A 25,606-nucleotide genomic window follows, 5' to 3' on the forward strand; every position below is an offset into this window, starting at 1 on the left:
CTGCTGAACCTTCCTCCTTAACAGATTCTTTTTTATCTATATCAGCCTTGATTGAAGAGATTGTTTCTTCGATATCAGTTAATTTGATGGTAGTTTGATCTAACTGCTCAACGAGACCTTTTCTGATTGTTTTCTTCTTATTTGTGAAAAAGATAAGTTGAATATCATCATCTGAAATACATTCAAGAGCATTGCCCCAGTTGTAAAGAGTTTTCCAAAGGTCTAAGTCCCTATTTGTTACAGCTTCAGTATCATCAACAGAGTGCTTAACTTGAATTAAGGCTTTTTCGCCATGAATTCTCTCATGATGAACATCATCTAAAACTTCAAGACCAACACTTTCTCCTTGTTTCATATCAATGAGATATTCAAGGCACACAAGATCTTGGTAGTCGAAACCCAACTGGCTTTTATCAGCAGCTACCTGTTCAAAAAAATCACCTGACATCAAAGCCTCAACAAATGTATTTGTTTAACTAAATAAATGGAGTCAGAGTTAACTTTTGAGGGAGGTGGTTGGCTTTTCATTCCCTTAATGGCGTGGTCGCTGCTTGAGTCGAATTGGCCTAGCTCTGTCCTTGATTGGTGGTACTCTAATCTATTTTGGAACATTAATTCAATACGCTTCATCATACTTAATAGAAATTTTTTCTGTAAAAATAATAGTTTGTATCATGCTGTATCAAATGAAGCTAAATTGAAGAGACGAATAACCCGGTGCAGGTGCATCTGCGGACGTTGATGGCATGGCCGTTCCTTGACATCCATGTCATCACAGTATTAGTGAATCCCTTCACATCAGATACCATCGTTGCGCCTACAGGGAAGTACTTGCGGTGTGGAGCAGAAGTACCTGCACATTAGCTTGCTGCGAGCAATTAAGCCCCATTGAAGGTCTGACCTTCAAACATACGTAACAAATAAGATATATCCTAGCACGACTAAAGCTATTTCCAAGCTAATACCAAAAATGCTAAACCTTCATTCCAAGGCCAACAAACTTCGGGGCATAAGCTCCTTAAAAAGAGGGAACTTGCAAGCTTAAATTCCCAGAAGTTTAGAACTATATTGTCTTAGTTCTAATCATTAATGATTGGGAACCAATAATGTACGATGGCACTGGGGTAACAAAGGTGATCTTGATGAAATCAAGGCGTAACTAATTAAGATAATTGAATAAAACCGATTACCATTTTCTGGTAATCTCATGTTACTTATTGGGTAACGAATCCTTCAAATTGTCTGCTATAGCCAGAATCATTTAGATATTAAGTCGTTGCTGGCTTCATTTCTGCGTTTTTCAAAACAGTCTGCGAGATCTGATACATTGACTAGCCAAGGTGATTTGTTGCTTTCAGTGGCTCGATAAGTTGGAATTTGTAGGGTTCCCGCTTTGGCTCTCATTATTGCTGTTGCTTTACTCATGCCAAGGTATTCATTGCAAATGTCATCAAGTCTAACCACTGCCTTGCCAAATTGAGCCATTAATAGAAACGCTTGATTCATGGAAAGCTCCTTCTGGTGAACAACGAATAATTCATTAGCATAAGAGTTATCCTCAGCTTCTGTCTGTTTGGAACAGCCAGCATTTAACTGTCGCAGGTTTATTAAGGTTTGGGTGAAGCTTATTTAAACGAGCATGGACAGCACTATTTACGGGTTTCTGGCAGACAAATTTATGAGTTTTACATTCCTTCAATAAGGGCTTTAACTCGGTTAATAAAGGTAGTTTTTGTTTGCGAATTGTGGCTTCTTCAGCAAATTGGTTAAAGCTGATAGCAATGAACTGTGGATCTCTAGAGTGATTAACGATCTTTCCATCTGAGCCTTCAAGAAATTCATAAATTTCCCAAAAATCTTGCACTACTGGGTGATCAGAGCCACAAACTTGTTCGCGTGATCTGGCCATTTGAATAAGTTGGTTCTGTGTTTCTTCTATTTGCTGTTTGCTGATATTGACAACTAATGACAATGCTTCAACAAATACACATATAATGGAGTGGTTAAGGCTGATGCGGTTGTTTTGAATTTTAGGATCTTCTCTTAATTTGTTTTCATAGGTTTCCTGTTGAGTTTTAAGTAACTTCAGTACTTCACTCTCTTGTGTCGTTGCTTTAATAAGGAACCCTGATAACACCTCGATAGGCCAGCGATTGAGTCGATTAAACGCTTCTCGTGTATTTTGATTGTGATTGCTGCGGTCGGTGAAAATATGAACAATCCTTTCCAGAATGGCAGGGGAAGCAACAACAGGTTTGTTTTGACTGATCACGATAGAGGCTTTAAATGAAGGATCGTTTGTATCATTTTGATTATTTTTATTACCCGTAGAGCGAACGGCACGACCATTATAGGCTGTTTTAAATTGATCCCAGTATGAGCTGTTATTGTTTACCGTTGGTGTATCTCCTCTATCTGCTTCTATCATGGCAATAGGTAAGTTTGCCACCTGAGCCAATTTACGACTTGTTCCGACTTTGCTAGATTTTTCTGGATCGAACCCTTCATGCTTACTTCGCCCCGAAAGTTTCCACATAAATTCGAGTAGAGTGGATTTACCCGTACCGGGTTCACCAACCAATTCCAAAAAAGGGTAGGCACCGAAGATGTCTCGGCATTGTTCAGCAAAATAACTGCCCAACCAAAATGCCAGTATAATAACGCCTTTCGTTGAGAAAGCTTGCCAAAGATCATCAAAAAACTCAGGCTTAAACGCGGTGATATCTGGATTAGGACAAATGGCAACAGGGTTGAGACTTTTGATATAAAGCTGTTTCAAGTCAAAGTGGTCTTCGTCATTAATTAGAAAAAGCCTGCCACCTTTAACGGCCACATTATTGAATACATAACATTTATGTTCATAGCTGTAGCCAACATAATCAATGACTTTTACTCGTTTAATATTATATAAATGTTCTTCAAGCCAAGTGTCTAACTGAAAATTGTTTCCTCGAAATATTGCTCCAGACGCTGTGCTGACTAATCGTTTCTTGAATTCACTGACTGAACTAATTTGAGAGCCAGTAAATTTTTTCTTAACACTTAATCCATAAGGAAAGTCGATTTTAAAGTAATACCAGCTTTCATCATTGCTAGGGTCTTCTTGAAAGTACAATGCTTGAGGGTAGCATTTACAGAGCAATTGAGTGCTTGACGCTTCTTGAAGTTCACGATCATTATCTTTGTCTTGCATGGAGTTTTTTTCGTATTTATCAGGGTGAAACTTAAACCAATACATACAAAGCTTGTGCTCGAAAGGAAACTCATATCTTCCCGTTTGCTTATGAATCAATAAGCCTTTCATTTTTGGGGTAGGTGCTATCAGTAACTTTCCTAAATATTGGTAGTGCTCAATATGTTCGGGAGTAAGCCTTTCTCTCTGTAATAAATCGTTCCAATCAAGAGGTTGTTTAGTTTTCGGTGGCTGTGTAGCTGTTGCTGTCCAACCTAGTTTGATGGCTCGCTCAACAAACTTGATAGTAAAACTTTCACCAGCATGACCAGTATCAAATGCAAAGACCAAAGTGGGTAGGGTTCTACCATTTAATTGCGTTCTGAAAGCTTTTAAAGATTCGACAGGAAAGTTATTGCAGCTCATAACACTTACAGCAGGAATACCGATTTGAATTAGCGATATCGCATCAAATATTCCTTCAGTAAGCCAAAGCTCTCTAGCTTCAGTAAACTGGTTAACATCAAAATCTGGTGGCTGCCACCAATAGCCTTTATAACTGCCAGTGAAACGTGCTTTCATACTGCCAAATCGTTCAGGCTTGTCGATAAAGCGTTCCCAAGTTGCTCCGTTAGCAAGCGAAAATTTCACAGTAGCAGTTCTAATTTGCTTTTCTTTGCAAAAGTATGAACCTTGTTGGTACCAGCCTTTAACAACAGAAAGCTTGAAGCCTCGACCATGTTGCAGATAAGCATCAGCTGCCGCATTCGGATCAGAATGATTTTTAAATCGTTCACTCCAGCTTTCAAAAAGATCTTGGTAAATTTCTTTAATGTGTATTTCGGCGCCACACTTATTCAACCGACCACAGCGCAATATCCAAGGATTTTTTTTGTGGGTATAAAGTTCTCTTTCACCGCAATTAGGGCAAGTGCCAGATTGTAAAAAATCGCCATTGTATTTTTTGAAATCAAAATCTGCTCTTAATCTGCGCAGTATTTCACTTTGAAATATTGATTGCATCATTCTCTCCACACTAAGCTTGATTCATGCGAAGACGATGTATAAATCGTTCTACTTTGCGGATGTCATAACGTCCGGTACAAAAGTCTTGCAGCTCTAGTAGGGGAAAGTCTCTATGGCGCTCCCAATGTTTCAGTGTGTTATAGCTAATACCAAAGTGACGGCACAAGTCAGCTTTGGTATACCAAATTTGTGGAATGAACTGTGATGTAGTTTGCTGCCCTTCATTAATCGGCTCAATCACCTTGTTGAGCTTTGTCGAATTAATCGCTCTCATAACATATCTCCAATCGTAAATACTTGTGAATTTATTTTTAAATTGATGAATTTTGAGGTGGATAAACGGCAGAACGACTCAGGCTATTAGGTGTTATTTTATTAATTTAAAATGGCCTACAAGGCAGGTGATAAGTTAACCAAATCACTCTGCTTTATGGGTAGCTCTACACACTCACTAAATACCGTTTACAATTTAATACAAGTAAAGTTGTATAAAGGTGTTTTATATGAGTACAAAATGTCTAGTTATTTGTAAAGTTCAATTCTGATCAAAAAGGCAGTTTTTTTACCTGTTAGTGGTAACTCTTTGATTTACCGTTTAGAGAATGAGTTTTAGACAGCTTCTATTAAGCTTGGAGAAATTAGCCTTATTGTCATTAGTGAATGGTTCGTAAGGTGTTAAAGCTATTAATCTTTTTACGTTATTTAGGTTAGGTGTGCGATTTTACCCTCAGTTTGTCAGGGGCATAATCCGCTTTGTCTTGGCAGTGTTGCCATAATGAAACTATCTAGATTGAAACCGTCAGAGTTAAAGGTTGTGGGTATCGCTGCACTGGGTGGGGCATTAGAGTTTTACGACTTTATGATCTTTGTTTTTCTTGCCAATACCATTAGTCCACAATTCTTTCCCGCCACACAACATATCAACTCACTATTAGGGATTTTTAGTGCCTTTACAGTTGGGTATCTCGCAAGACCAATAGGTGGCTTGGTATTTAGCCATTTCGGAGATTTACGAGGTCGGAAAAAAGCGTTTTATGTTTCCATTTTATTAATGACTGTTCCGTCTTTATTGATAGCAATCCTACCTAGTTATCAACACATTGGATTTATAGCGCCTATCATCCTTGTTTTACTGCGAATAATTCAAGGATTGGCAGTAGGTGGTGAAATTCCCGGAGCGATAACCTTTACGTTTGAGCATGTAGATGCAAACAAACGAGGTCGAGCAATCGTCATTGTGTTCTTTGCCCTCAGCTTGGCAGTCTTGTTTGCTCAAAGTGTCACAGCCTTGCTGCATTCATCGTTAACCCAAGAACAATTTTACCGTTGGGGCTGGCGTATAGCCTTTTTAATTGGCGCGATTTTGGGTGTTGTCGGTGGCTATATGAGGAAGAACGTATCAGAAACGCCTTTGTTTGACTCAATCAAAAATCAGCAAAAAGAAAGCTATATCCCTGCTTTATTTCTAGTAAAAAAGCACTTCCCACAACTTCTACAAGGCTTGTCAATCTTATGCTTGGATGCTGTGAGCATGTTTTTATTGTTTCTTTACATGCCCACCTATTTAGTCAGTTTCAAGACTCATCATCCAATTCCGGCAGATGAGGTGCATCTATTAAACAGTATCAGCTTAGGTGTGTTCTCAGTATTTATGCTGTTGTTTGGCTACCTTTCAGATAATATTGGAAGAAAAAAACTGATCCACATCGGCTCGGTTTTATTAATTCTCTTATCCTATCCAATGTTTAATGCCTTGCTTAGTGGTTCGATTAAAGTGGTATTGGTTTCACTTATTATTCTTGGCGTGTCTTTTTCTCTAGTGGCATCAAGTTACGGTGCAATGTTAGCCGAACTCTTTCCTCCTAAAGTAAGATATACAGGCGTTGGGCTTGCCTACAATCTTGCCTTTGCTGCGTTTGGTGGAACTACGCCACTCATTGTCACTTTCCTGATAAAAGTCACCAAGAATCCTTTAATGCCAGCCTATTACCTGATGCTACTTGCAGTGCTAGGTCTGTTAGGGACATTAACGATAAAGCCAAACAAGCTTTATTGAATTATCTTTTTTTAGCCGCGGAGACACCATGCTTCCAGTAAACGATATGATGCTGTTTGTCGATGTGGTTAAGTACAAAAGCTTCACCGCAGCGGCAGAGAAAAATGACAAAACAGCAGCGGCTGTCAGTAAACGTATCTCACAGTTAGAGGCTTCATTAGGGGTTGAATTACTAAAGCGAACAACCCGAACCTTAGCATTAACAGAAGCAGGAGAAATACTGTATCGGCAGTGCGCCAATATCCAGCTAGAGCTTAGCTCAGCGTGTGATCAAGTTATTGATGTTCACAACAACCCTAAAGGCAAAATCAAAATATCTGCATTACAAAATTTCAGTAACCTTATCCTCTCTGACTTACTCGAAAAGTTCTTACAAGAATACAGTGATGTTGAAATTGAAATCACACTTGATGGCGCAATGGGAGCATTACCGCCTATTGGTGAATATGATGTCGCTTTTCGGTGTGGTCGCTTAGAGGACTCATCTGCGATATCAAGACTGGTTCTCACTCATGACTATACCGTTTGTGCTAGTCATTCTTACTTGCAACGACATGGCATTCCGAAAGTCTTCAATGATTTAGAAAAACACAATTGTTTAGACTGCCATCATGGTATCCAGCCAGAGCAACGTATTTGGACATTTTTTGATGGTGATGAAGCCTATAACATTCCAGTGAAAACCAATGTATTTACCAATAATGCCCTCTTTGTAAAGCATCTTGCATTGAGTGGCGTGGCGTTAACTTACTCTCCAACCTTTATTGTTGCCGATGCCATTAATGCAGGGTTTCTAGTGCCGGTGCTCAATCAGTACAAAACAATCACAAATTCTATCTACCTGATCCACCCTTATACCAATAAGAATTTACCAAAGCGTATTCGATGCTTTATCGACTTTGTTTTTGAAAACTTATCGGTGCCATCAATCCAACTCAGTAACACTCAAAGGTGAGATAGCTTATGCCTTTTCTATTGGATCATGTGTTAATTTGGAGTCGGTCATTTAACGAATATCAGCAAATATTCTCGCTGAATGAAAGTGATACCAACAAAAAGATCTTAGGTTGTGCCGATGGTGCTGCATCTTTTAATGTTACAGCTACATCGTTAGGCATGAATGTGACTTCTTGTGATCCCTTATACGGGCTAAGCCCCCAAAAAATCAACGATAAAGTCAGAAGCTCTTGTGAGTTAATTTATCCGAAGATACTCAGTTCAGTGGAAGACTTTAATTGGGGTTACTTTAAGCATCCTCAAGAGTTAAAAGCAAAACGGCTTGCTGCTTCACAGTCATTCTTAGATGACTTCTCAAAAAATATAATGAGCGATAGATACATCAATGCTCAGCTACCGACACTGCCATTTGCAGATAACAGTTTTGACCTTGCTTTATGTGGTAACTTTTTGTTTCTCTACTCAGAAATATTATCCACAGACTTTCATATTAGTTCAGTGCTTGAGTTAGTCAGAGTTGCTAAAGAGGTGAGAGTTTTTCCGTTAATCGGCAATAATAGAAAAACACCAGAGCAGCTACAGTTTGTTCTTAACGCGCTTGATCTGTTGCCAGTTGAGTATCACATTGTCGAGGTTAATTATCACTTTACCAAAGGGGCTAATCAGATGTTACAAATCAAGAAAATACTAAGGTGAATTAAATGCCATTAGAAATGCTTGATGAAACTACAGGTATCAACATCGTCTATCAACACAATGATAATGCAGATGCCGATATTTGGCTTATTCATGGATTCACTGAATACAGTGATAGCTTATCGGGAGTATTCGAAACAGCAATCACTGATCGTTTTAATGTATTCATTCCTGATCTTCCGGGGTTTGGTAAAAGTCCCTTTGAAGCAAAATATAAAGACTTAAAAAATGTCGTCATTTTGCTTGAACAATTGATTTCAACATACTCAAAGGACAGGCAGCTGATCATTCTCGGTCATTCATTGGGAGCAACCATTGCCACAGTTCTCACAGCTAAATTAAATAATGTGCTGTTCTTTCTCAATGTCGAAGGCATGTTAGTTGAAGATGAGATTAACGCCCGTTCCCTAACCAAAGCCAGCGAGTTTGAGTGTTCAACTGAGTTTGTCGACTATATGTGTTCTCGATTAAAGGCTAGCGCTGAATCAGATATCTACATCAAGCGCTATCTTGAAAATGCTAAGCAAGCTGATCCTGAAATCATTCATGCTTGGGCAAAGTCCTCTACAGAGTTGTTAGCTGGAAATACCATTGATTCTATCTATAGGGATTTGAAGTGTGAAAAGCTATATGTTTATGGTGAATACAGTATGTCTAAGCTTGAACTTACTCATCTAAGGGAAGTTAGATATGAGAGGGCTGTAATACTTGGAGCGGGGCATTGGCTAATGTTGGAACGATCTGATGAATTTTGGCTATTCATCAGCGAAGCGATAGCCAAAACCCTTAATCAAAAAGATATATAGAATGTTCATTAGTAATGGGGAGATCTAACAGGGTTTCAGGTTAAACATATGAGGTATTAATGAGTTACAAACTCATTTCTCGACAAAGATGATTTTGCCAGCGATCGTTGCTGGCACATCAATAGACACAAACCAATTCGAAATAAATACTAGCTTACATTGATCTGCTGCTATTTCTACTCGATACTAAGCCTCATTCAATAATCTATGAAGCTATAGTATCTTGGTTGCTCAAATAAAGTCTGGTTAAGCCGTAAGCTTATTACCACACTCAGTACAGAACTTAGCTGTAGTGTCTGGTAGAACAGCGCCACAATCAGCACAATTTAACGCATTAAGTTTCTTTCTGAGCATTGCAACATGAATTACGCAAGGTATTGTAACTTTATAGGCAGGGCCTGCTAAGTCTACAGCAGTCCAAATACCAGTAATTGCCCAACCTACAGGTCCTGCTAGAATAGAAGTGGTTCTCACTACAGCAGCATTTGTTGTGAGTCTTAAGCCATGGCCTAATACAAGCTTAGCAATTTGGTTAGCAATAATGAGAGTTAATTGGTAAGATTTAAATCCGCCTGCTCTAAATATAGCTATAAATGTGGCTGCACTTATGCCTCCTTTACCTAGGCTCCCTTTATCAGCCATTTCTTCAATTAGTTTTTCTTTTTCGCTATCTTCCATATGGTCTAGCGCTTTTTTAAGAATAGTTTCTAAAATGTTATCTTCAATTTCATCAACTGATCTATTTTTGTTAAAAGGAATATTTAACTTTTTAGCAACATCGCATACAATTTCATGGTAAGAAGGTCCTTCTCCTCTCCAAACATTGGCGAATGAATTACCGCCCATATCTCTTATTTCACGAGCTACTAGGTCTGCGTATTTAGTGTGATCAGGTGAGTATCTTTTGTAAACATCACTACCAGAAAGATCTTCAGACAACTTTCCTATTACATACTCTACAAGCGGCTCTAAATCGTCCTTATCTGCAATTTCCAAAACTGGGTTTAAATTCTTGTCAAAAACTGTAGTATTTTTCATATTTTCTTCCTTAATTTTGAGCTAAAAAGTCGTTGACTATTTTTCTGATGTATTTTTTTGTTAACTGGTCATTATTGGGGAAAACGATCTCTGAACGTTTTACGATTTTTTCTATAATTTCAGCAGGTAAATCTCCACTTTGTGCAAGACTTTGTACAGCAAATGCTACCCTTATTCTTTCATCAAGTTCGCCACCTTCGCCTCGAACAAAAATCTGATTCATATCTGAATTTTTAAGTTTTGCACGCCTTTTTCTTTGTCTCTCTGCTGCTGTCATTGCCATAACAAACCCCAAAATGTGACTGTCACGGAATAATAAACGTGACAGTCACACTTGTAAAGTAGTTGTTGATAAATTTATAGTGTTGATGACAAAACTGTTAATTCTTATATAGCAATAAAACGGTAGGGCTTTTACGTTAATGTATTTTGGGGAAGAAGGAGTTACCTTCAAAATCATATTTGCACAGGAAGTGTAGCTTGGAGCCCACTCGAAATGGGAAAAACTTTGTTATCATTTTGAAGTGTTCAACAATACTATCATTGTACATTAACCCTGTTCAGCCCTTTCACCAAGAAAATTAAGGAGCTGTACCTCTCCTTCAAGAACAGCAATGATGAGCTTGTTGGCTTTGAAGTTATCTGGCAGCCTAACTCTGCTGTTTTGATCTTCGTACGGAAGATTTTTGAGAGTTTCAGCTTTTATCTCAATATTGGTCGGTTCTGAATAATAAAGAACTGTCACAGTTTTCTTTTTCAATTTTCATCTCTATCCATGAGAACGATTATTGTTCACTATAAATTAAAGAATTATTTAAACAATCGTTTAAAGATTGGTCGGTTGTTATTTGTACAGAAACAGGTGCAGAGTGAGGATTAAAAACAATATTTATGCTTTCACAGAGCGTTGATAGAAGTCTCACAAGTACTATTTTTGCGTGTAAACCAAAACAAACCAAGGCAGACGACCTGAATTACAACTGGCAGCATAAAGCCTATTCTATAGCTGTCTGCTAAAGAAAAGTACTGACTTGATAAAGTAACAATAAGCCCAATCAGATACTGGATCAGAAAAACTGAAGTAAACACCACAACATTCAATGCGGTATTTGCTCGACCTGAATGTGTCTTTTTAAATTGCTGAGTCAGTGCTGCATAAGACAAATTAAAAATTTGTGATACCAAGCTTAACAGTACCCACAATATCCATTCATAACGCCCATGAGAGGTGATGATGGTGACTTCAATGATGATATAAACCACAACTAGACAAGCAAGCACATGCTCAAGTGGTTTATTACATTCCTTCGCTATTTTTGCGATATAGCCAGTCGATAGTAGGCTAACGAGCATTGCTAAGCCCATTAGTAATAAGTAATCATCAATCGTACTTTGTTTGGCATTTGAAACTGTCTGTAACCAGTTCTCAATCCAAAGCCCATGAATCGCCATAAAGCTAGGTAAAACACCGGCAGTGATAAGTGCTATCGTCCAAAAGTATTTAGATTTAAAAATTGTGGTAATGCCTTTGAGTTGACTAGCAAAGCTTGATTTTTCTGTAGCGATTTTGGTATCTGGAACAATGAAAAAGATAAGAAAGGCAACACTGAACGCCAACAAACTAAAACCAATATTTAAAGCCTGCCAACCAAAATGCGTTACCAGAAAATCAGTGGGAGTGGCGGATAATAGGATTCCAATACCACCAAACGTCATCATTACCCCGTTCAGCATTGGGATCTTTTCATTTGGAAACCATTGCACGATCATTTTAAATGCCGCCATTAACCCACCAGACATTCCAATGCCTAGCAAAGCGTGACCGATAGCAATAACACCTATACGATCTGTGACCCCAGATAACAACAAACCAAGCCCACCGATAACGAATAGGCAAGACTGAACTTTCTTAGCGCCATAGTTATCAAGCAATGTGCCTAGTGGAATTTGAAATAGGGCATAAGCCAGAAAGTAGGTGGCATTTAATAATCCAAGCTCAGATGGACTGGCTTTAGTTAATTGCAACAGAGTAGGCACTAAAACCGCATTCATTGTGCGAAAAAGGCAACTGAGGATAAAGGCGAGGGCAAAAGGTAGAAAAACCATAAAAAAGGCTTTATTGAAAGTGATGTCTTTAGACTCATAAGCAGCGTTTAATTTCAATGCTGTCATGACTATTACCTTGTTTTTGTTAAGAGTCTTATTCCTTCAATCGCCTTAATGTTGATGACAAACTTAATTAACATAGCTTTCAATGGCACACTTTACAGTTACTTTTGATTAAGAAATTAACCTAATTTATTAGTCTGTTATAAGTGAACTCTAGCCATTTTCGATAAATTTTAGCCAGCTTAAAAGCTACGACTGCTTTTAGTCAATGAGCTAAAAATTAATCTTTGATTAACTTTGATTGTGCAATTGATAAAAAAAGGGTTAACAGCAGAAACAGAATGGATTCGTTATTGAAATAACGAGGTAGTCTATGACTCAATTGATCCAGCTAGTGCCATCAATCAACAGCGTTGATGAAATGATAGAAAATTGGCGAACAACATATCCTAACCTATCGCCAACACTGACCCTATTTTTATTAGAGTTCCCTGAAGTCGACATTGCACTGAGGCTCTTTGTCTACTACCTTTCTGATGCAATTAGAGTATTCGATGAGCCATTGTTTGGGATTTGTTTGGCTCAAGCCATCAAAAGTTATGAGCGTTCAAAACAGCAAGAAGATGAACTTGTTTGCGTTAGATTTTTTGAAACCTTAACCTACAGAGCCGCTGATCTCTTACACAATATAAAAATAGAAGATTGGCACGGCTCAGAATGGCGAATAGCTGACGGCATTTACTTCACAGATTGGTTTGTATTGAACCCAGCAAGGTTAAAGCAACAAGAATTAAAACAGATTAGCATTGAGCCTTTGTTTTCAGAGAAACAAACCGTTAGACGCGCTCAGCAAATATTGAAAAATAAGATGTGTTTGGCTGACTAATAATATTCGTAAATAGCTTGTTTAACGACACCTAGCACTTGTCCATTTTCAAACTTGATCAACGGATAGTTTGGATTAAAAGACTTCAAATAGGTGGCATCAGCTTCGTCTACAATTTGTTTGAAGCAAGCAGAAGATGACGTTGGAAGTTTAGCGATAACCAAGTCACCCGATTCGTATTCTGATGTGGCTTCAACAATGAGAATACATCCCTCAGAAATACAGCGATGCCCTTGACCTTCCATTCCGTCACCACGAACTTTAATCGCATAGCCATCTTCACCGACATTTGTGCTGGATACTTCCCACCAAGCATCAATGATATCATCTGTGATTTCGGCTCTGTTTTGTGGCCAGTTAATAACTTGCTTGAGTGTTAGTAACGGAACACGACGAATAACGGCATTGGTTTTAAGATCTCTTGAGTAAATATTGCCAATGCCTTCCATCAACCATTTAGGGCTAACACTTAGTTCATTACATATAGGCAAGAAGTAACGAGAGTTTTTAGTAATGCCAGTGAGCATTCGGCTGATTGCTTGTTGTCTGATCCCAATACGAGATGCAAGTTCAGACTGGTTAATACCAGCCTCTTTCATGACAAAATCAAGTCGTTCTGCAAGTGTGTTCATACTTAAACCTAACATCATCTAAACAAGCGAAAGTGTAGAAAACTGGATAGCTACTCAAAAAATAGTAAAGATTAAACTTTTGTTTTCCCGAATCGAGATAAATTATCACATAACGTAGTAATTCACACATTTAAGAGTCTTAATCTTGGTTTAAGAAAGCTCATCTCACCTAGAGATTCTAGTTGCTGGTGGGGTGTTTATGTTCTCCACCCAAAAAGAGACGAATACCGTAAAAAGAGAAAAAATCCTCTAATCTACTAGTGCAGGATTCGCAAAGTGATGGCGTTTGCCGTAGCTGTTGCCAGCAAATGCCGTAACATCTGCCAGCATTTGACGGGTAGGGATTTTCAAGTGTGTTAACTCATTAAAAACCTTATCTTTGTACTGTACAAAATTCCAGCGTAGGAGTAGATTGATTCTAACGGAGAAGTATTCAATCAGGTGGTGGAATTTTATGGCCAGAGTTGAAATTCGTTTGAGTGATGATGAGAAGTCAAACTGGAAACAGTATTGTCATGATCAAGGTGTAAGTGAGTCAGGCATGATGCGACAGCTCATTAAAAATGCCGCTCCAGATGTTGCCAATGCTGATGGATTCAAACCAGCCAGAACCAACAAAATCACCATTCGTTTATCCGACAACGAAATCGAAAAGTTAGGAGTTCAAGCCAAGGGCGAAGGTTATCTTAATCCAACCAGTTGGGTGAAAGCGTCAGTTGTTGCCAGCTTACAACGAAGCCCCACTCTCACAGAGTCTGAAACCCACGTTTTAAGAGAGTCAAATCGTCAGCTTGCCGCTTTAGGCCGTAACCTCAATCAAATCGCCAGAGTGTTGAATATTGAATTTAGAGAAAGCGATAAAATCACCAAAGAAATGATTGAGCTGCTAACAGGTCACATCAACGAGCATCGAGCAAAGGTAAACCAGCTTATCAATCAAAGCCATCATCGCTGGGAGCTGAACTATGAGTCAAATCTCTAGCGATAACATTTCAAGCCTTCTCTCTGGTGATGTTCGCACCAAATCCAACCGCATTCGAAACTTAAAGCGATACAGTAAAAGAGCACCAGAAGTCATGGTGAAGATCAGTGGTCATTGCCGCACAGCTTCTCATACCGTTTCTCACATGGAATATATAAGCCGTAACGGAAAGCTAGAAATCGAAGATGAAAGCGGCTGCTTGTACCAAGACAAAGCAAGCATTCAACAGCTCGCCCAAGACTGGCATCAAGACACCGAAAGCAATAAAAAGCGCACCCGTCTATCCACTCACTTGGTGTTATCCATGCCTGATGGCACAGAATCCAAAGCGGTAAAGCAAGCCGTTAGAGAGTTTGCTAAAAAGACCTTCGCTGATAATCACCAATATGTGTTCGCCCTGCATACCGATACCGACAGCCCTCATGTTCACCTGACAGTTAAAAACTTAGGTTTTGATGGTAAGCGGTTGCATGTAAAGAAAGGGCTGCCGCAAGTTTGGCGAGAGCAGTTTGCAACTGAGCTAGAAAAATTAGGAGTTGCCGTTAAATCAACTCCTCCCAAACATCAAAAAGGCAAGGAAAAGGGGGGCTTTCAATGTCTATTTCAAAATTTTGATAGAGAACAGTAGAAAGTACAAAGTGTTTTTTACATCTGAAAAAGTTTTTTTTGTCCACTTTAGGTCTGTTTTTTTATTAGTCTTCTTTATAGTTAAAACCACTGCTTTTAGGCGGTCAGCTTTAGCTATGAAATTTTTCTCATACCGATGCAGTAGAGAGTGTGCAAATTGATTACAGGTATGGCAGTCACACGGTTTTTAAAATTCAATATTATTTTGTTTTTGTAACCAAGTATCGCTATCCAGTACTGAGAGGTAATGTAGGGTTGAGAGTGAGAGAGCTGATACGAGAAACCTGTAAATCTTTCGAAATAGAAATTCTCAAAGGGGGTGTTAGTAAAGCTCACATTCACCTATGAATATCATCACTATCTGTAATGGATTCAAGTAAAGTAATGAGAAAAGTCAAAGGACGCTCATCCAGTAAGTTTTTTGAGAATTTCCCGGACTTAATAGACACTTTCGGGCAAAGGGGGACTTCTGTGTTACTTCAAGGCATCTAACAGGAGAAATGATTGTAGAGAGTCTTGAGCATCACTTTGAACCTAAAGTCGACGACAACTCTAGACTGAGTACTAACAACGAGTCTTTGATGCGTATCCGGACTTTCAGTCCGTAATTTTAACCCATCGTCTTTAGACGATGCTTGTTGAGTTAATTCTTCCATTGTGTAATTATTTTTTCTTCGAGCTTACATTTCATAAACAGGTGGTTTTGGGGTCAGGGCAGGAGCATACTTTGTTAACTGCCGATAACATCTCCAAAAATTAGTAGCTCTCGATATTCATCACTCAGCAAAGAACGATGAAGCTCGCTCTTCATGCTTCGTTTTTGAGATGTCTCCATTTTAGCCAAATTAAGAGCTAGTCTTCTCATTATGAGTATCGACTCAACACTACCAGCGTCATGGATACGACTACTATCCTTTTTAAAAACAACGTCCAATAACCAGTGGAGGCTATTTTCAATTTGCCAGTGACCACGTACAGCATTTGAGATAAATTCAGGTTCGATACCATGTGATGAGATATAGTATTTGGTATCTATAGTTGTTTTGTCTTTCACCTTTCTATGGCGCTCCACTGCCACAATAGCCTTAATTGACGGCCACTTTTTGTGAAGTTCAACATTTGAAGAAAATGGTAATTGAAAAGTTATTCGTGTTTCTTCTCGTCCATGACCTTTATCAGTTGTCGTAAAACTATCGGGTTCAAGGCCGGAATTAAAAGCTTCAGAAAATTGGTCTTTAATAGCTTGAGATAGAAGTTTTTGATTACCTTTAACTTGCACCAAATAATCAGCTTTTTTCTTGATAATAGCTTCTAATGTTTCTGTTTGAGCATGATGCGTATTCCGGTGAGTTGGATCACTGATTCCAGTTCTTCTGGATCACTTTAGCCTTTAACGTAAAATACAACGTCCTTTTTATTCCAAGTGATCCACTTCAGTCAAGATTTCATCCTTTTTTCGCATAGACTCCCCCTTTAATTTAATTCGATGAGCGTTATGCATAAGTCGATCTAAAATGGCGTCAGCCAGTGTGTTATCTCCGATAGCGTTGTGCCATTGTTCTGTTGGGAGTTGGCTAATCATAATTGTAGAGTTCATTCCGTGGCGGTCATCCATGATTTCCATAAGGTCAGAACGATGAGCAGCCGTTAGCGGCTCTAAGCCCCAGTCATCGATGATGAATAAATTTGTATTTGATAACATCTTGAGAAGTCTTTGATAAGCTCCGTCAGCCTTTGCCTGCTCAAGTGTGAGCAGTAAGCGTGATAGCCTGAAGTAGCGAACGCTGTAGCCTTTTAAACATGCGCTGTTACCAAGAGCGCATGTCAAATAAGTTTTACCGCTACCACAAGGCCCAGTAAGCAACGTATTTTGCCCTTTGCTTACCCATTCGCATTGAAGTAGTCCTGCCATCTGACTGCGTTGCAAACCTCTTGGGTGCTGGTAGTCGATGTCTGCTGCTTGAGCATTTAATTTCAGTTTTGCATTTCGAAGTAATCGCTGTTGTTTACGATGTTCACGATCTATCGATTCACTCTCAATGATATATTGAAACCGTTCTTCGAAAGATAATTCAGCATAATGCCCCAGCTGCTCTTGCTGGCTCAGTAAAGCTTGAGCCATGCCGGATAACTTCAGTTGCCTGATGAGAGGTTCGATCATCATAATCACTCCTTAGTGGAAGGCTTTTGCGCCTCGGATATTTTCATGGTGTTGAGGTAAGTCAAAGCTTTGTTGCTGGCTATCAACAAACTTATCTTGATTACTTTTTAAGATGTTGCTGATGTCTCGGTGACGATAAAGCTTATGCTGGTTAGCAAGACGACAAGCGTTATTTAATCGTTCGGCGGGATAAGTTTTGGAAAGACTTAAGACACCTAAACATAACTTATAGGCTTGTTCTTTATGAGGTCTGCTATCAAGTTGATATTTCACCCATTTAGTAACATCTGAGCCGATGGTACTTGCCCAGTTAAGCAAGCGACCCGGTGTCCATTTATGATGTTTTTCATGGCGTTTAGGCATGTGCAGCGGTTCAGTTGTTGTGCCAGGGTGGTATTTACGGATGTGATGGCAAATCACCTTTCCTTTAAAGTTAACACCAACGTGTTTGTCACTGACGTGCAGCTCAATCTTTTCACCTACTAAATGATGCGGAACTGAGTAGTTGTGGCGGTCATATTGGACGTGATAATCGATGCCGACTTTCGCTGGTTTTATTGCGACATAGTGATAGGGATATTTTGGCAGTTTTGAGAGTGCTGGTTTATCTAGACTTTCAAATAAGCTCTGCCTGTTGCCATCCAGTTGCTTAAAGGGGTTGAGGTTTACCTCTTTCAAAAGTGCTTTGATGCAGTAATTCAATTCCCCGAGAGAGAAGAAGGTTTGATGACGAAGCTTAGCTAAAATCCAGCGTTCGATAATTTGTACGCCGACCTCAGCTTTCGATTTGTCTTTGGGTTTATACGGTCTAGCTGGGATGACGGCAACTCCGTAATGAGCAGCGAGTTGTTGGTAAGCAGGATTTAAGTCAGGATCATATCGACAAGCCTTAGTGACGCCAGACTTTAAATTATCAGGTATCACGATGCTAGGAACTCCACCTAAGAACTCAAAAGCACGAACATGACTTTCTAACCAATCTTGTAATGATTGTGTGTAGGTTGCTTCAACGTAGGTGTAGTTTGAGGCACCGAAGTACAGCCACAAAGATTTGTGCAGTTCTAATCTCACCTGTTGAACCACAAACGATGGGAACAGTCTGCCCAGCATAATCAACAAAAAGTTTCTCACCGGCTTTGTGCTCTTGGCGCATGGAGCGCTTTTGTTTGGCCTGCTAAGCTCGATAGCGATCACAAAACTGTGAGTAGCCATAGCTATCATTCGGATATTGCTCTTTGTACTCTTACCATAGGAGCTGCTTTGTTACTCCCTTTCTTTTTAGCTCAAAGTAGATTTCAGACCAATTAGGAGTATGAACTTTAGCTGTTGAGGTCGATGATGACTTTGGAAAGATGAGTGCTTCAAGCTGAGAGTCGCTTAAATCTATCGATAACGGCCAACTTAACTTTAGCTCTCTCGCTTTAGAAAGAGTGCGTTGTACTGTTCCAATACTGACTTTAGTGCTGACATGAATTTGCCTGAGACTAAGATTTGCCCCAATTCCAAGACGAATAATTTCTTTGATGTTTCGCATTGTTACTCTCTTTGCTGCCATTACCATATTCCAATTGGTTAAATGGAAAATAGTAGTAGTTAAGAAACAATACGTTAGAGGTTTTCCAGTATCACTGGATCACTGATTCCGGCATATGGATCACCAATTCCGGAAAATTAGCGTATTTGATCCAAATAAAACTGGAATTAGCGATCTGTTAACGACTGGAATAGGTGATCCACTTGGACTGGAATTGCTGATCCACCACGACTGGAATATGCACATGAAGCGCATCCAATGTAATTAGAGCATTGTCAATGTTCAGCATAGTCAGTAATGACTTAACAGTTTCAATCTCTTTTCCTTTACCAGTAGCCAGCTCCTGATACAGTGCCAATCCTGAATTGATGTCGTAAGCCCCCACAGAGTGAAAAGATTTTTCACCCAGTTTTGATGCCATTTTTAATGCTTTGCCGTCAATGGCGATAAGCGGCTTACCCGAAGTTTTACGTTTTTCATTTATCCAGCTAATGAGTGTTAACTGAAGGATTTCAGGCTCGATGGCTTGTACAATTCTAGTAATAGTGTGTCTTCTGGGTATGCCATTTTTAAAGGCTCGAAACTGGCGAAGCCAATCAAGCTTTAACTCACCAAATTGCTGCATTTCAGCCCAGTCATCCTGACCACTACTGATGGCGGAAAAGACAAGAAACAGAACATCAACAAGGTTATGTCGTTGGTTCACGTGAGAACGGGGATCTTCAATGAGTGATAAATGGTCAAATAAGGACATAAAGAGCAATAGTGAGTGAAGTTTGATGAGCTGATCATCATTATCTCAGAAAGTTCACTCAAATTTCAGAGTATGATCCCGCCCTGATTTTGGGGTAACAGGATCTGTTGGGTCTTTAGGATTCTTCCCCAGAGTACCGATTAACTTTGACCAGTCAAACTCTAGATCTAGGATAAGTGTGATATTGTCACTGCATACCTTAGTAAGCCCCTTTTGCATAAGTGCTTGTATATTTTTCCCCCTAATTTAGAATGCAAGTTGTTATGTTTGCCTGAAAGCCATAAAACAGTACCAGCTGTGGAGCATTTCAGACTACTAACTGAAGACCTGACTCCCGACTAATGCAGTCAGGTCTTCATTTTATAAATTCATTTCGAAAAATAGATTTTCAAAAATATTTGATATTTAAAATTATATTTATTCCCTAATTTAAAAATAGGTATAAACCCACATCAGCCTTAATTAAGTATGAATAAAAATAAAGCAAACATCTTAGATCTTTAAGTGTAAAAAAGCTAAGGTGTATCTTTTTAATTTTAGAAATGATTATTTTCTAAATATTTGTTATTATTGCTGAATAATGTTTTTGTGATAAGGTAAGTGTTGGTCTTAATATACGATGCTTATCTTTAAAGTATATATTATTCTAATTGTAACCACAAAATCCCGTGTTTTTAGCCATTTTATTTTTAAAGTTTAATTTACATTTTTTGATCCATTGTTCAGCGCCATCTTTTTTAATTATTATTTCTGATAAAAATATTGGTTTAATGCACGCAGTATTAATTATTTGTAGAATGCTTCCCGGTATTTTAACTAATTTGGAATTTAAATTAAATCTTCATTCTTACGGTTTTATACTGCATTAATATTTACATAAACGAAGGTGTTATTAACATCAAATTCCATATACTGTGAAGCATAAATATAAAAACAACCCCTTTGAGAAAGCTGTTCTTTTCAAACATAAATTTATACCCATAACTCGCAAGATAAAAACCTGTTAGTATATAAAAGATATATAAAGGCCAATGCTCTACATTATGTGAAAAAGCAAATGAAACAGAAGAAATTAATATAACACTATTCTTTTTTGCTCCGATTACATATAAAAAATACGGAATTAATAACTGAAATACTATAGTTTCCACCAAAGGAGCAAATAATGTAGCTATTAATACAAACTCACTGACATCACTGGTTTGTGTGTTTACTTCCGAGTTGTTCCCGATAAATTTAGATAAAATTAAAAGTAGTAATGACCAGACTAGATAACATTCTACTATACCTAATATGGTTGTTTTTATACTGTCTTTATTGCTAACTCTATCAACTAATATCATAAGTTTAACCCAACACACGTTAAGAATATTTTGTTTGGAAATATAATTATTTATTAACTTTAGTATTATCCATATGTTTTAATTGCTAGCACTAATACTAGTTTAATGCTAGCAATAAATGTAACTTTAAAAATTCAAGAAAGCTACGCTTTTTCTTTAACGATTAATATTTTGCATGCATTAAATGTCTGTTTTTCCATCTGGAACCATAAGATGAAGAATTCGACCTCCAATCATTTACAATTTCACCAATTAAATACCCAACTACATTATCAACTAGAAAGTCTCCTCCAGAAACTTTTCTAACATCTTCGGCGTTTAACTCAGTAATTTTAGATTTTTTCATTTTTCTATCTTCCTCCATTAAAAACAAATAAGAAAATCAATCAAAAGTCATTCTTTTTACTGTAAAACTTCATGTTACTTAACTTTGGATAATTATGACTTTCTAAGTTGTTCTTGAGGAATAACTCCCCAATATCTATTACTTAAAAAGTATTTTATTTAGTACTTAGCATGCATCAGTAAACGATTGCTCCACTTAGAACCATAAGATGATGAGTTGGATCTCCAATCATTTGCAACTTCGCCAATTAGATAACCAACAAGGTTATTTCTAAAAAAGCTGCCACCATTTACTTCTTGAATTTCATTCACATTTAACTCTTTCATTTTATTTCCTTACTTCGTCATATTTACCTGAGTATCAACATACTCAGACTGTTTCAGCATTAACTCCCGACTAAAGCAATTAATGCCATCCTTCAAATTATTGATAAAAGCTAATTATCGATAACTTAAATATTTTTAATTCGCGGCTTGTTGCATTTCAGCAATTTCTTCTGGTGTAAATACTTTACCTTGATGCATCACTATCACTCGCTGTGCCTGCTTAATTGTTTCAGGACGATGCGCCACAATAATACGTGTCATATCCAGTTCACGAACCTGCTCACTGATACGAGCTTCATTTTCAATATCTAAGTGACTAGTTGCTTCATCCATAAATATTACTTTGGGTTGCTGATAGAGTGCCCTTGCAAGTAATAAGCGTTGTACTTGTCCACCTGAAAACTGGCTGCCCATATCACCGACTAGTACGTTATATCCCATTGGCATTTGTGCTATATCAACATCAATCGCTGCCAAGTGTGCACAGTGTTGCATACGAACATAGTTTGGCTCTGGGTCGAAGAACGTAATATTATCTGCAACTGAACCAGATAGTAAGGTGTCATCCTGCATTACAGCAGTAATATGCTTACGGTATTGGGTTAAGCCAATATTAGTAATATCTTGTCCATCAAGTAATATGCGCCCTTTTGTTGGTGTCAGTAAACCGAGCATGATTTTCATTAATGTGGTTTTACCGCAGCCCGAAGCCCCCACAAAAGCAATAGATTCACCCGCTTGAATCTTGATTGATACATCATCAATCACATTCTGTTCGTCTTCACCATAGCTAAAGCTGATATTTTCAAGTGTTAATTCACCTTTTGCTTCCACAAGTTGGGCATCACCGTCTCTATTGGCTTCTTCTTCTTGCAATGCAATGTCAGAAACACGATCTAAATGCAGGCGCATCATTTTAAAAAGCACGATTTGTTCAATTAAACTTGCCACTCGTTCGGTCAATTGGTTTTTATAAGCGATAAAAGCCAGCACCATACCTACAGTTAAACTTCCAGTCATAACAAGTGTGGCAGCAAGGTACACGACAATAATGTTTTCAATTCCAAATAAAAGCTTATTCGCACCATCAAAACTAATCTGAAGTTTACCTAAACGAATATCTGCATTAATCACTTCCGCATAACGGTTCTGCCACTGACTTTGGCGCTGAGCCTCACTAGTAAATAGTTTGATGGTTTGGATACCACGAATATTCTCTAAAAAGTTGGTTTGCTCTTTAGCACTTGCTTGTATTGACTCTTCTGAGGCTCGATGAAACGGTCTGTACAGAGCAATTCGTAAAATACTGTATAAAGCAATAGCTGCAAGAACAACAAGCGTTAACTCAGTGCTGTAAATAAACATCATCACTAATACAGCTATCGACATTACGCCATCTACAAGGGTTTCAACTAATCCAGTGGTTAAGCGCTCACGAATTTGTGATAAAGAACCAAAGCGTGAGACCAAATCACCAATATGACGTTTTTCAAAATAAGCCATAGGTAAACGCAATAGATGCCTAAGTAAATTCACTCCCATTTGCATATTCAGCAAACTAGACACTCGCAATACCAACCAGCTTCGCACGCCCGTTGTTACAACATTGATGATAGCAAGTAAGCCAAAGCCAATGGCTAATACAATAAGAAGCGGTTTATCTTGGCTAATTAAGACCTCATCAACAACCCACTGCATATAGTAAGGCGTGACTAAAGCAAAAATTTGTAATAACACCGAAAGGGCAAACAAAGCGACTAAGGTTTTGCCAAAACCCGTCATTTTTGTCCAAAGTTGATTCCAACGCATCTGTTGGCGTTCATCTTGTTTTTTAAAGCCTTTGGTTGGCGTTAGCTCTAATGCAATGCCTGTAAAGTGCTCTGCAAACTCTTCTATGGACAGTTTACGCTTGCCTACCCCCGGATCATTAATATACACACCATTTTTAGTTACACCTGTTAGTACAACAAAATGGTTCATATCCCAATGTAATACACAAGGTAAAGCCAGTTTTCCGACTTCTTCAATCGGGCATTTCAGTGCTCGACTCGCTAACCCCAGTTTATCGCCAAGGTCGATCATCTGCTGTAGATTCATACCTTTTAAGTCTGCAGTAAATCTTTTACGCAGTGCTGCCATATCTAATTTGTGGCCATGGTAATTAGCCACCATTGCTACAGAGGCTAGCCCGCATTCTGCAATTTCAGCCTGTAAGATCAGCGGTACACTGCGTTTACCTGAAAACTCTAACAGATCGATTGCCGAAGTTTCTTGTTCAGTCATTGCACTACTTTCATGAATCTTCATTAGCTTACTCTCCCATTAAGGCTATAAATTGGGTCAAGTAACCACTCAAATAATGAACGACTATCAAGAACAATATCTGCTTCAAGTAACATACCGCTTTTCAGAGGAAAACTATCACCATATGCAGCAACATCTTGTGCTGTAAGTTCGCTTCTGACGCGATAAACGGGTTCATTCAATTGCATTGGTACACCAACAGCATCACCTGCTAATAGTGCTTTATCAATACTGTTCACTACACCTTCCACAAATCCAAAGCGCTGATAAGGAAAGGCATCAAAACGCATTCTTACTTCGTCACCCTTTTTAATAAATCCGGCTGAACGAGTCGGTAGCAATAGTTCTGCGATAAGTTTTGAATCTTCTGGTAATAGGCTTAGTAGTGCTTTATTACTGCTAACTAACTCACCTTTCAAGGCTTGAATTGCTGTGACCGTTCCAGATTCTGAAGCTCTGACTACATAGCGGCGGTTTGTTTTAGTTTCATCCAGTTGGCGCTGTATATCTGATTTGCGGCGCTGTGCATCAGCCACTTTTAAAGCGTGAAGGTTATCGAGTTGTCCAAGTTCAGCTTTAATTCGATTTAGTTCACTAGTGACCTGAAGTTCATTTGATTTTAAATTTGTTAGCTCTTGCTTGGTATTAATTAAACTTTCTTGTTGAGCTTGAAACTCCATCGTCGACAAATAGCCTTGTTTATGAAGTTTTTTATGTTGAAGGTGTTGTTTGTTTTTTAATTCTAATTTTTCTGCCAATAATACTTTTGATTCAGAAATAACAGTTAAGCGATTAGTTAGGTTATTTATATTTTTATTTAAACGAGTACGTTCTTTTTCTAATAATATTTTATTTGTATTCTGTTCGCCTTTTACAACGATTAACTGCGCATTTAATTCTTTAATTAACGAGTCACTAAGATCATTACCGTTTGTCATATTCCTATTAATAACAATCGTTGCAAGGTCATCACCTTTATTAACTTTTTGACCTTCGACAACATGTAGCTTCTCAATACTACCTGTCGAAATAGGATAAGCTTTAATAAGTCCTTTGCTTGGAACTAAATATCCTCGAACCGTTTCTTTTCTTGAATATTGAGAAAAAGATAAAAAAGAAATGGCAGCAATAATAATTAATACAATTGTGCCAACTGTAAAATATATAGAAAGAGGTTGAGCGAGAGAAATATCGCCATGCAATTTTTGTTTTTGAGCGTCAACAGCCTGCTGACGAAATAATGAAGACATACAACGTCCTTATTTTAAACTACATGCCAATCCAATCTGACAAATTAAATACTTCAAGAAACTTTGTCTTAACAACGACGTGAAATATAAGTTAAAAACAAAACATTAATCAACAATAAAATTAACAAAAATATTTCAACTGTTTTTTTTTCGAACAAACTATCTTGAAAAAAGGATTTGTAAGATTTATATACAATAAATCAGAATGTCATTCTGACAGTGGCTTGCTCTAAATCGTTATTTAAACACTCCTCAAAGCTTACAATTCTGGTTGTTTCTCGTGTTTTTTAAATTTTGATTTTATTTGGTTTTTTTCACTGGAATGAATTCCTAAGTTTTGGATAACACTTTGCTGAAACTCATTTTCTAAATCTAAAACAAATTTTTGAATTTTTTCTGCATCCCTTGAAGCTCGTAAAATCTCTTTAGGATCATCTCGCAATACCTTTATCCAGTGGCCGACGTAAGCGGCATGCTGGCCGAATTCATGGCCGATTTGCAGTTCATCGCCGAGCATGAGTGAGCCGATTTCGGCTCTGAGTTCTTCTTTGGCGTAAGACTCATCACCAAAGCGGCCTGTCATATCTCGGCTGAGTCGATG

Annotated in this window: 24 protein-coding genes and 3 pseudogenes; 8 read left to right on the plus strand and 19 right to left on the minus strand. The window is 38.2% G+C overall.

Annotated elements, in window-relative coordinates:
- The 4 genes from AC1EU0_RS18930 to AC1EU0_RS18945 all read right to left on the minus strand — a co-directional run.
- Positions 1-448, minus strand: a 448-nt coding sequence (locus tag AC1EU0_RS18930) for a hypothetical protein (protein WP_480304333.1), incomplete at its 3' end; no start/stop codon positions are given.
- An 809-nt stretch (positions 449-1,257) separates the two neighbouring features.
- The gene (locus AC1EU0_RS18935; protein ID WP_480304334.1) at positions 1,258-1,506 is read right to left on the minus strand and encodes a pyocin activator PrtN family protein; all 249 of its coding nucleotides are present in this window, start codon (positions 1,504-1,506) and stop codon (positions 1,258-1,260) included.
- Between the two features lie 52 nt (positions 1,507-1,558).
- Entirely contained in the window at positions 1,559-4,198 is a 2,640-nt protein-coding gene (locus tag AC1EU0_RS18940; protein WP_480304335.1) for a toprim domain-containing protein, read from the minus strand.
- 10 nt (positions 4,199-4,208) lie between these two features.
- Complete coding sequence (locus AC1EU0_RS18945; RefSeq protein WP_480304336.1) at positions 4,209-4,472, minus strand: hypothetical protein; 264 nt, start codon at positions 4,470-4,472, stop codon at positions 4,209-4,211.
- Positions 4,473-4,973: 501 nt separating this feature from the next.
- Here AC1EU0_RS18945 and AC1EU0_RS18950 point away from each other — a divergent pair.
- The 4 genes from AC1EU0_RS18950 to AC1EU0_RS18965 are packed head-to-tail and all read left to right on the plus strand — an operon-like array spanning position 4,974 to position 8,713.
- Positions 4,974-6,254, plus strand: coding sequence for an MFS transporter (locus AC1EU0_RS18950; protein WP_480304337.1), 1,281 nt, complete (start codon positions 4,974-4,976; stop codon positions 6,252-6,254).
- Positions 6,255-6,282: 28 nt separating this feature from the next.
- Entirely contained in the window at positions 6,283-7,209 is a 927-nt protein-coding gene (locus tag AC1EU0_RS18955; protein WP_480304338.1) for a LysR family transcriptional regulator, read from the plus strand.
- A gap of 8 nt (positions 7,210-7,217) precedes the next feature.
- Positions 7,218-7,907 (plus strand): hypothetical protein, encoded by a 690-nt coding sequence (locus AC1EU0_RS18960; RefSeq protein WP_480304339.1) that lies wholly within the window; start codon positions 7,218-7,220, stop codon positions 7,905-7,907.
- A 5-nt stretch (positions 7,908-7,912) separates the two neighbouring features.
- Positions 7,913-8,713, plus strand: a complete 801-nt coding sequence (locus AC1EU0_RS18965) for an alpha/beta fold hydrolase (RefSeq protein ID WP_480304340.1) — start codon at positions 7,913-7,915, stop codon at positions 8,711-8,713.
- Between the two features lie 246 nt (positions 8,714-8,959).
- On the opposite strand, the gene AC1EU0_RS18970 is transcribed toward AC1EU0_RS18965, so the two are convergent.
- The 4 genes from AC1EU0_RS18970 to AC1EU0_RS18985 all read right to left on the minus strand — a co-directional run bounded on the left by AC1EU0_RS18970 (position 8,960) and on the right by AC1EU0_RS18985 (position 11,923).
- The gene (locus AC1EU0_RS18970) at positions 8,960-9,751 is read right to left on the minus strand and encodes a ubiquinol-cytochrome C chaperone family protein (RefSeq protein ID WP_480304341.1); all 792 of its coding nucleotides are present in this window, start codon (positions 9,749-9,751) and stop codon (positions 8,960-8,962) included.
- 10 nt (positions 9,752-9,761) lie between these two features.
- On the minus strand, positions 9,762-10,034 hold the full coding sequence (locus tag AC1EU0_RS18975) for a hypothetical protein (RefSeq protein ID WP_480304342.1): 273 nt from the start codon (positions 10,032-10,034) through the stop codon (positions 9,762-9,764).
- A 267-nt stretch (positions 10,035-10,301) separates the two neighbouring features.
- Entirely contained in the window at positions 10,302-10,511 is a 210-nt protein-coding gene (locus AC1EU0_RS18980; protein ID WP_480304343.1) for a DUF2375 family protein, read from the minus strand.
- 137 nt (positions 10,512-10,648) lie between these two features.
- The gene (locus AC1EU0_RS18985) at positions 10,649-11,923 is read right to left on the minus strand and encodes an MFS transporter (protein WP_480304344.1); all 1,275 of its coding nucleotides are present in this window, start codon (positions 11,921-11,923) and stop codon (positions 10,649-10,651) included.
- A gap of 310 nt (positions 11,924-12,233) precedes the next feature.
- Between AC1EU0_RS18985 and AC1EU0_RS18990 the strand changes: the two genes are divergently transcribed.
- Positions 12,234-12,746 (plus strand): hypothetical protein, encoded by a 513-nt coding sequence (locus tag AC1EU0_RS18990; protein WP_480304345.1) that lies wholly within the window; start codon positions 12,234-12,236, stop codon positions 12,744-12,746.
- On the opposite strand, the gene AC1EU0_RS18995 is transcribed toward AC1EU0_RS18990, so the two are convergent.
- Entirely contained in the window at positions 12,743-13,378 is a 636-nt protein-coding gene (locus tag AC1EU0_RS18995) for a LexA family protein (protein ID WP_480304346.1), read from the minus strand. The genes AC1EU0_RS18990 and AC1EU0_RS18995 overlap by 4 nt on opposite strands.
- A gap of 454 nt (positions 13,379-13,832) precedes the next feature.
- On the opposite strand from AC1EU0_RS18995, the gene AC1EU0_RS19000 reads away from it, so the two are divergent.
- The 3 genes and pseudogenes from AC1EU0_RS19000 to tnpA all read left to right on the plus strand — a co-directional run bounded on the left by AC1EU0_RS19000 (position 13,833) and on the right by tnpA (position 15,595).
- Positions 13,833-14,360 carry a hypothetical protein gene (locus tag AC1EU0_RS19000; protein ID WP_480304347.1) on the plus strand — a complete coding sequence of 176 codons (528 nt, stop codon included), beginning with the start codon at positions 13,833-13,835 and terminating at the stop codon, positions 14,358-14,360.
- Positions 14,344-14,988: a relaxase/mobilization nuclease domain-containing protein gene (locus tag AC1EU0_RS19005; protein WP_480304348.1), complete on the plus strand. Its 645-nt coding sequence runs from the start codon at positions 14,344-14,346 to the stop codon at positions 14,986-14,988. The genes AC1EU0_RS19000 and AC1EU0_RS19005 overlap by 17 nt, the downstream gene beginning before the upstream one ends.
- A gap of 155 nt (positions 14,989-15,143) precedes the next feature.
- Positions 15,144-15,595, plus strand: a pseudogene (gene tnpA, locus AC1EU0_RS19010) (IS200/IS605 family transposase).
- Positions 15,596-15,717: 122 nt separating this feature from the next.
- On the opposite strand, the gene AC1EU0_RS19015 reads toward tnpA, so the two are convergent.
- The 10 genes and pseudogenes from AC1EU0_RS19015 to AC1EU0_RS19060 all read right to left on the minus strand — a co-directional run.
- Complete coding sequence (locus tag AC1EU0_RS19015) at positions 15,718-16,350, minus strand: ISAs1 family transposase (RefSeq protein WP_480304356.1); 633 nt, start codon at positions 16,348-16,350, stop codon at positions 15,718-15,720.
- Between the two features lie 51 nt (positions 16,351-16,401).
- Positions 16,402-17,151 (minus strand): IS21-like element helper ATPase IstB, encoded by a 750-nt coding sequence (gene istB, locus AC1EU0_RS19020; protein WP_480304349.1) that lies wholly within the window; start codon positions 17,149-17,151, stop codon positions 16,402-16,404.
- A 9-nt stretch (positions 17,152-17,160) separates the two neighbouring features.
- Positions 17,161-18,703 (minus strand): annotated as a pseudogene (istA, locus tag AC1EU0_RS19025) (IS21 family transposase).
- Between the two features lie 223 nt (positions 18,704-18,926).
- A pseudogene (locus AC1EU0_RS19030) lies at positions 18,927-19,436 on the minus strand (ISAs1 family transposase); the annotation flags it as partial.
- A gap of 872 nt (positions 19,437-20,308) precedes the next feature.
- The gene (locus AC1EU0_RS19035) at positions 20,309-20,779 is read right to left on the minus strand and encodes a CPBP family glutamic-type intramembrane protease (protein WP_480304350.1); all 471 of its coding nucleotides are present in this window, start codon (positions 20,777-20,779) and stop codon (positions 20,309-20,311) included.
- 163 nt (positions 20,780-20,942) lie between these two features.
- The gene (locus AC1EU0_RS19040) at positions 20,943-21,125 is read right to left on the minus strand and encodes a hypothetical protein (protein WP_480304351.1); all 183 of its coding nucleotides are present in this window, start codon (positions 21,123-21,125) and stop codon (positions 20,943-20,945) included.
- Between the two features lie 158 nt (positions 21,126-21,283).
- A complete protein-coding gene (locus AC1EU0_RS19045; protein WP_480304352.1) occupies positions 21,284-21,451 on the minus strand; it encodes a hypothetical protein in 168 nt (55 codons plus the stop codon).
- 135 nt (positions 21,452-21,586) lie between these two features.
- The gene (locus AC1EU0_RS19050) at positions 21,587-23,758 is read right to left on the minus strand and encodes a peptidase domain-containing ABC transporter (RefSeq protein ID WP_480304353.1); all 2,172 of its coding nucleotides are present in this window, start codon (positions 23,756-23,758) and stop codon (positions 21,587-21,589) included.
- Positions 23,758-25,005 carry an HlyD family secretion protein gene (locus AC1EU0_RS19055; protein ID WP_480304354.1) on the minus strand — a complete coding sequence of 416 codons (1,248 nt, stop codon included), beginning with the start codon at positions 25,003-25,005 and terminating at the stop codon, positions 23,758-23,760. Before AC1EU0_RS19055 ends, AC1EU0_RS19050 begins: the two co-directional genes overlap by 1 nt.
- 259 nt (positions 25,006-25,264) lie before the next feature.
- Positions 25,265-25,606, minus strand: a 342-nt coding sequence (locus tag AC1EU0_RS19060) for a zincin-like metallopeptidase domain-containing protein (RefSeq protein WP_480304355.1), incomplete at its 5' end; no start/stop codon positions are given.

This window comes from Parashewanella sp. 2210YD4-3, from assembly GCF_056591735.1.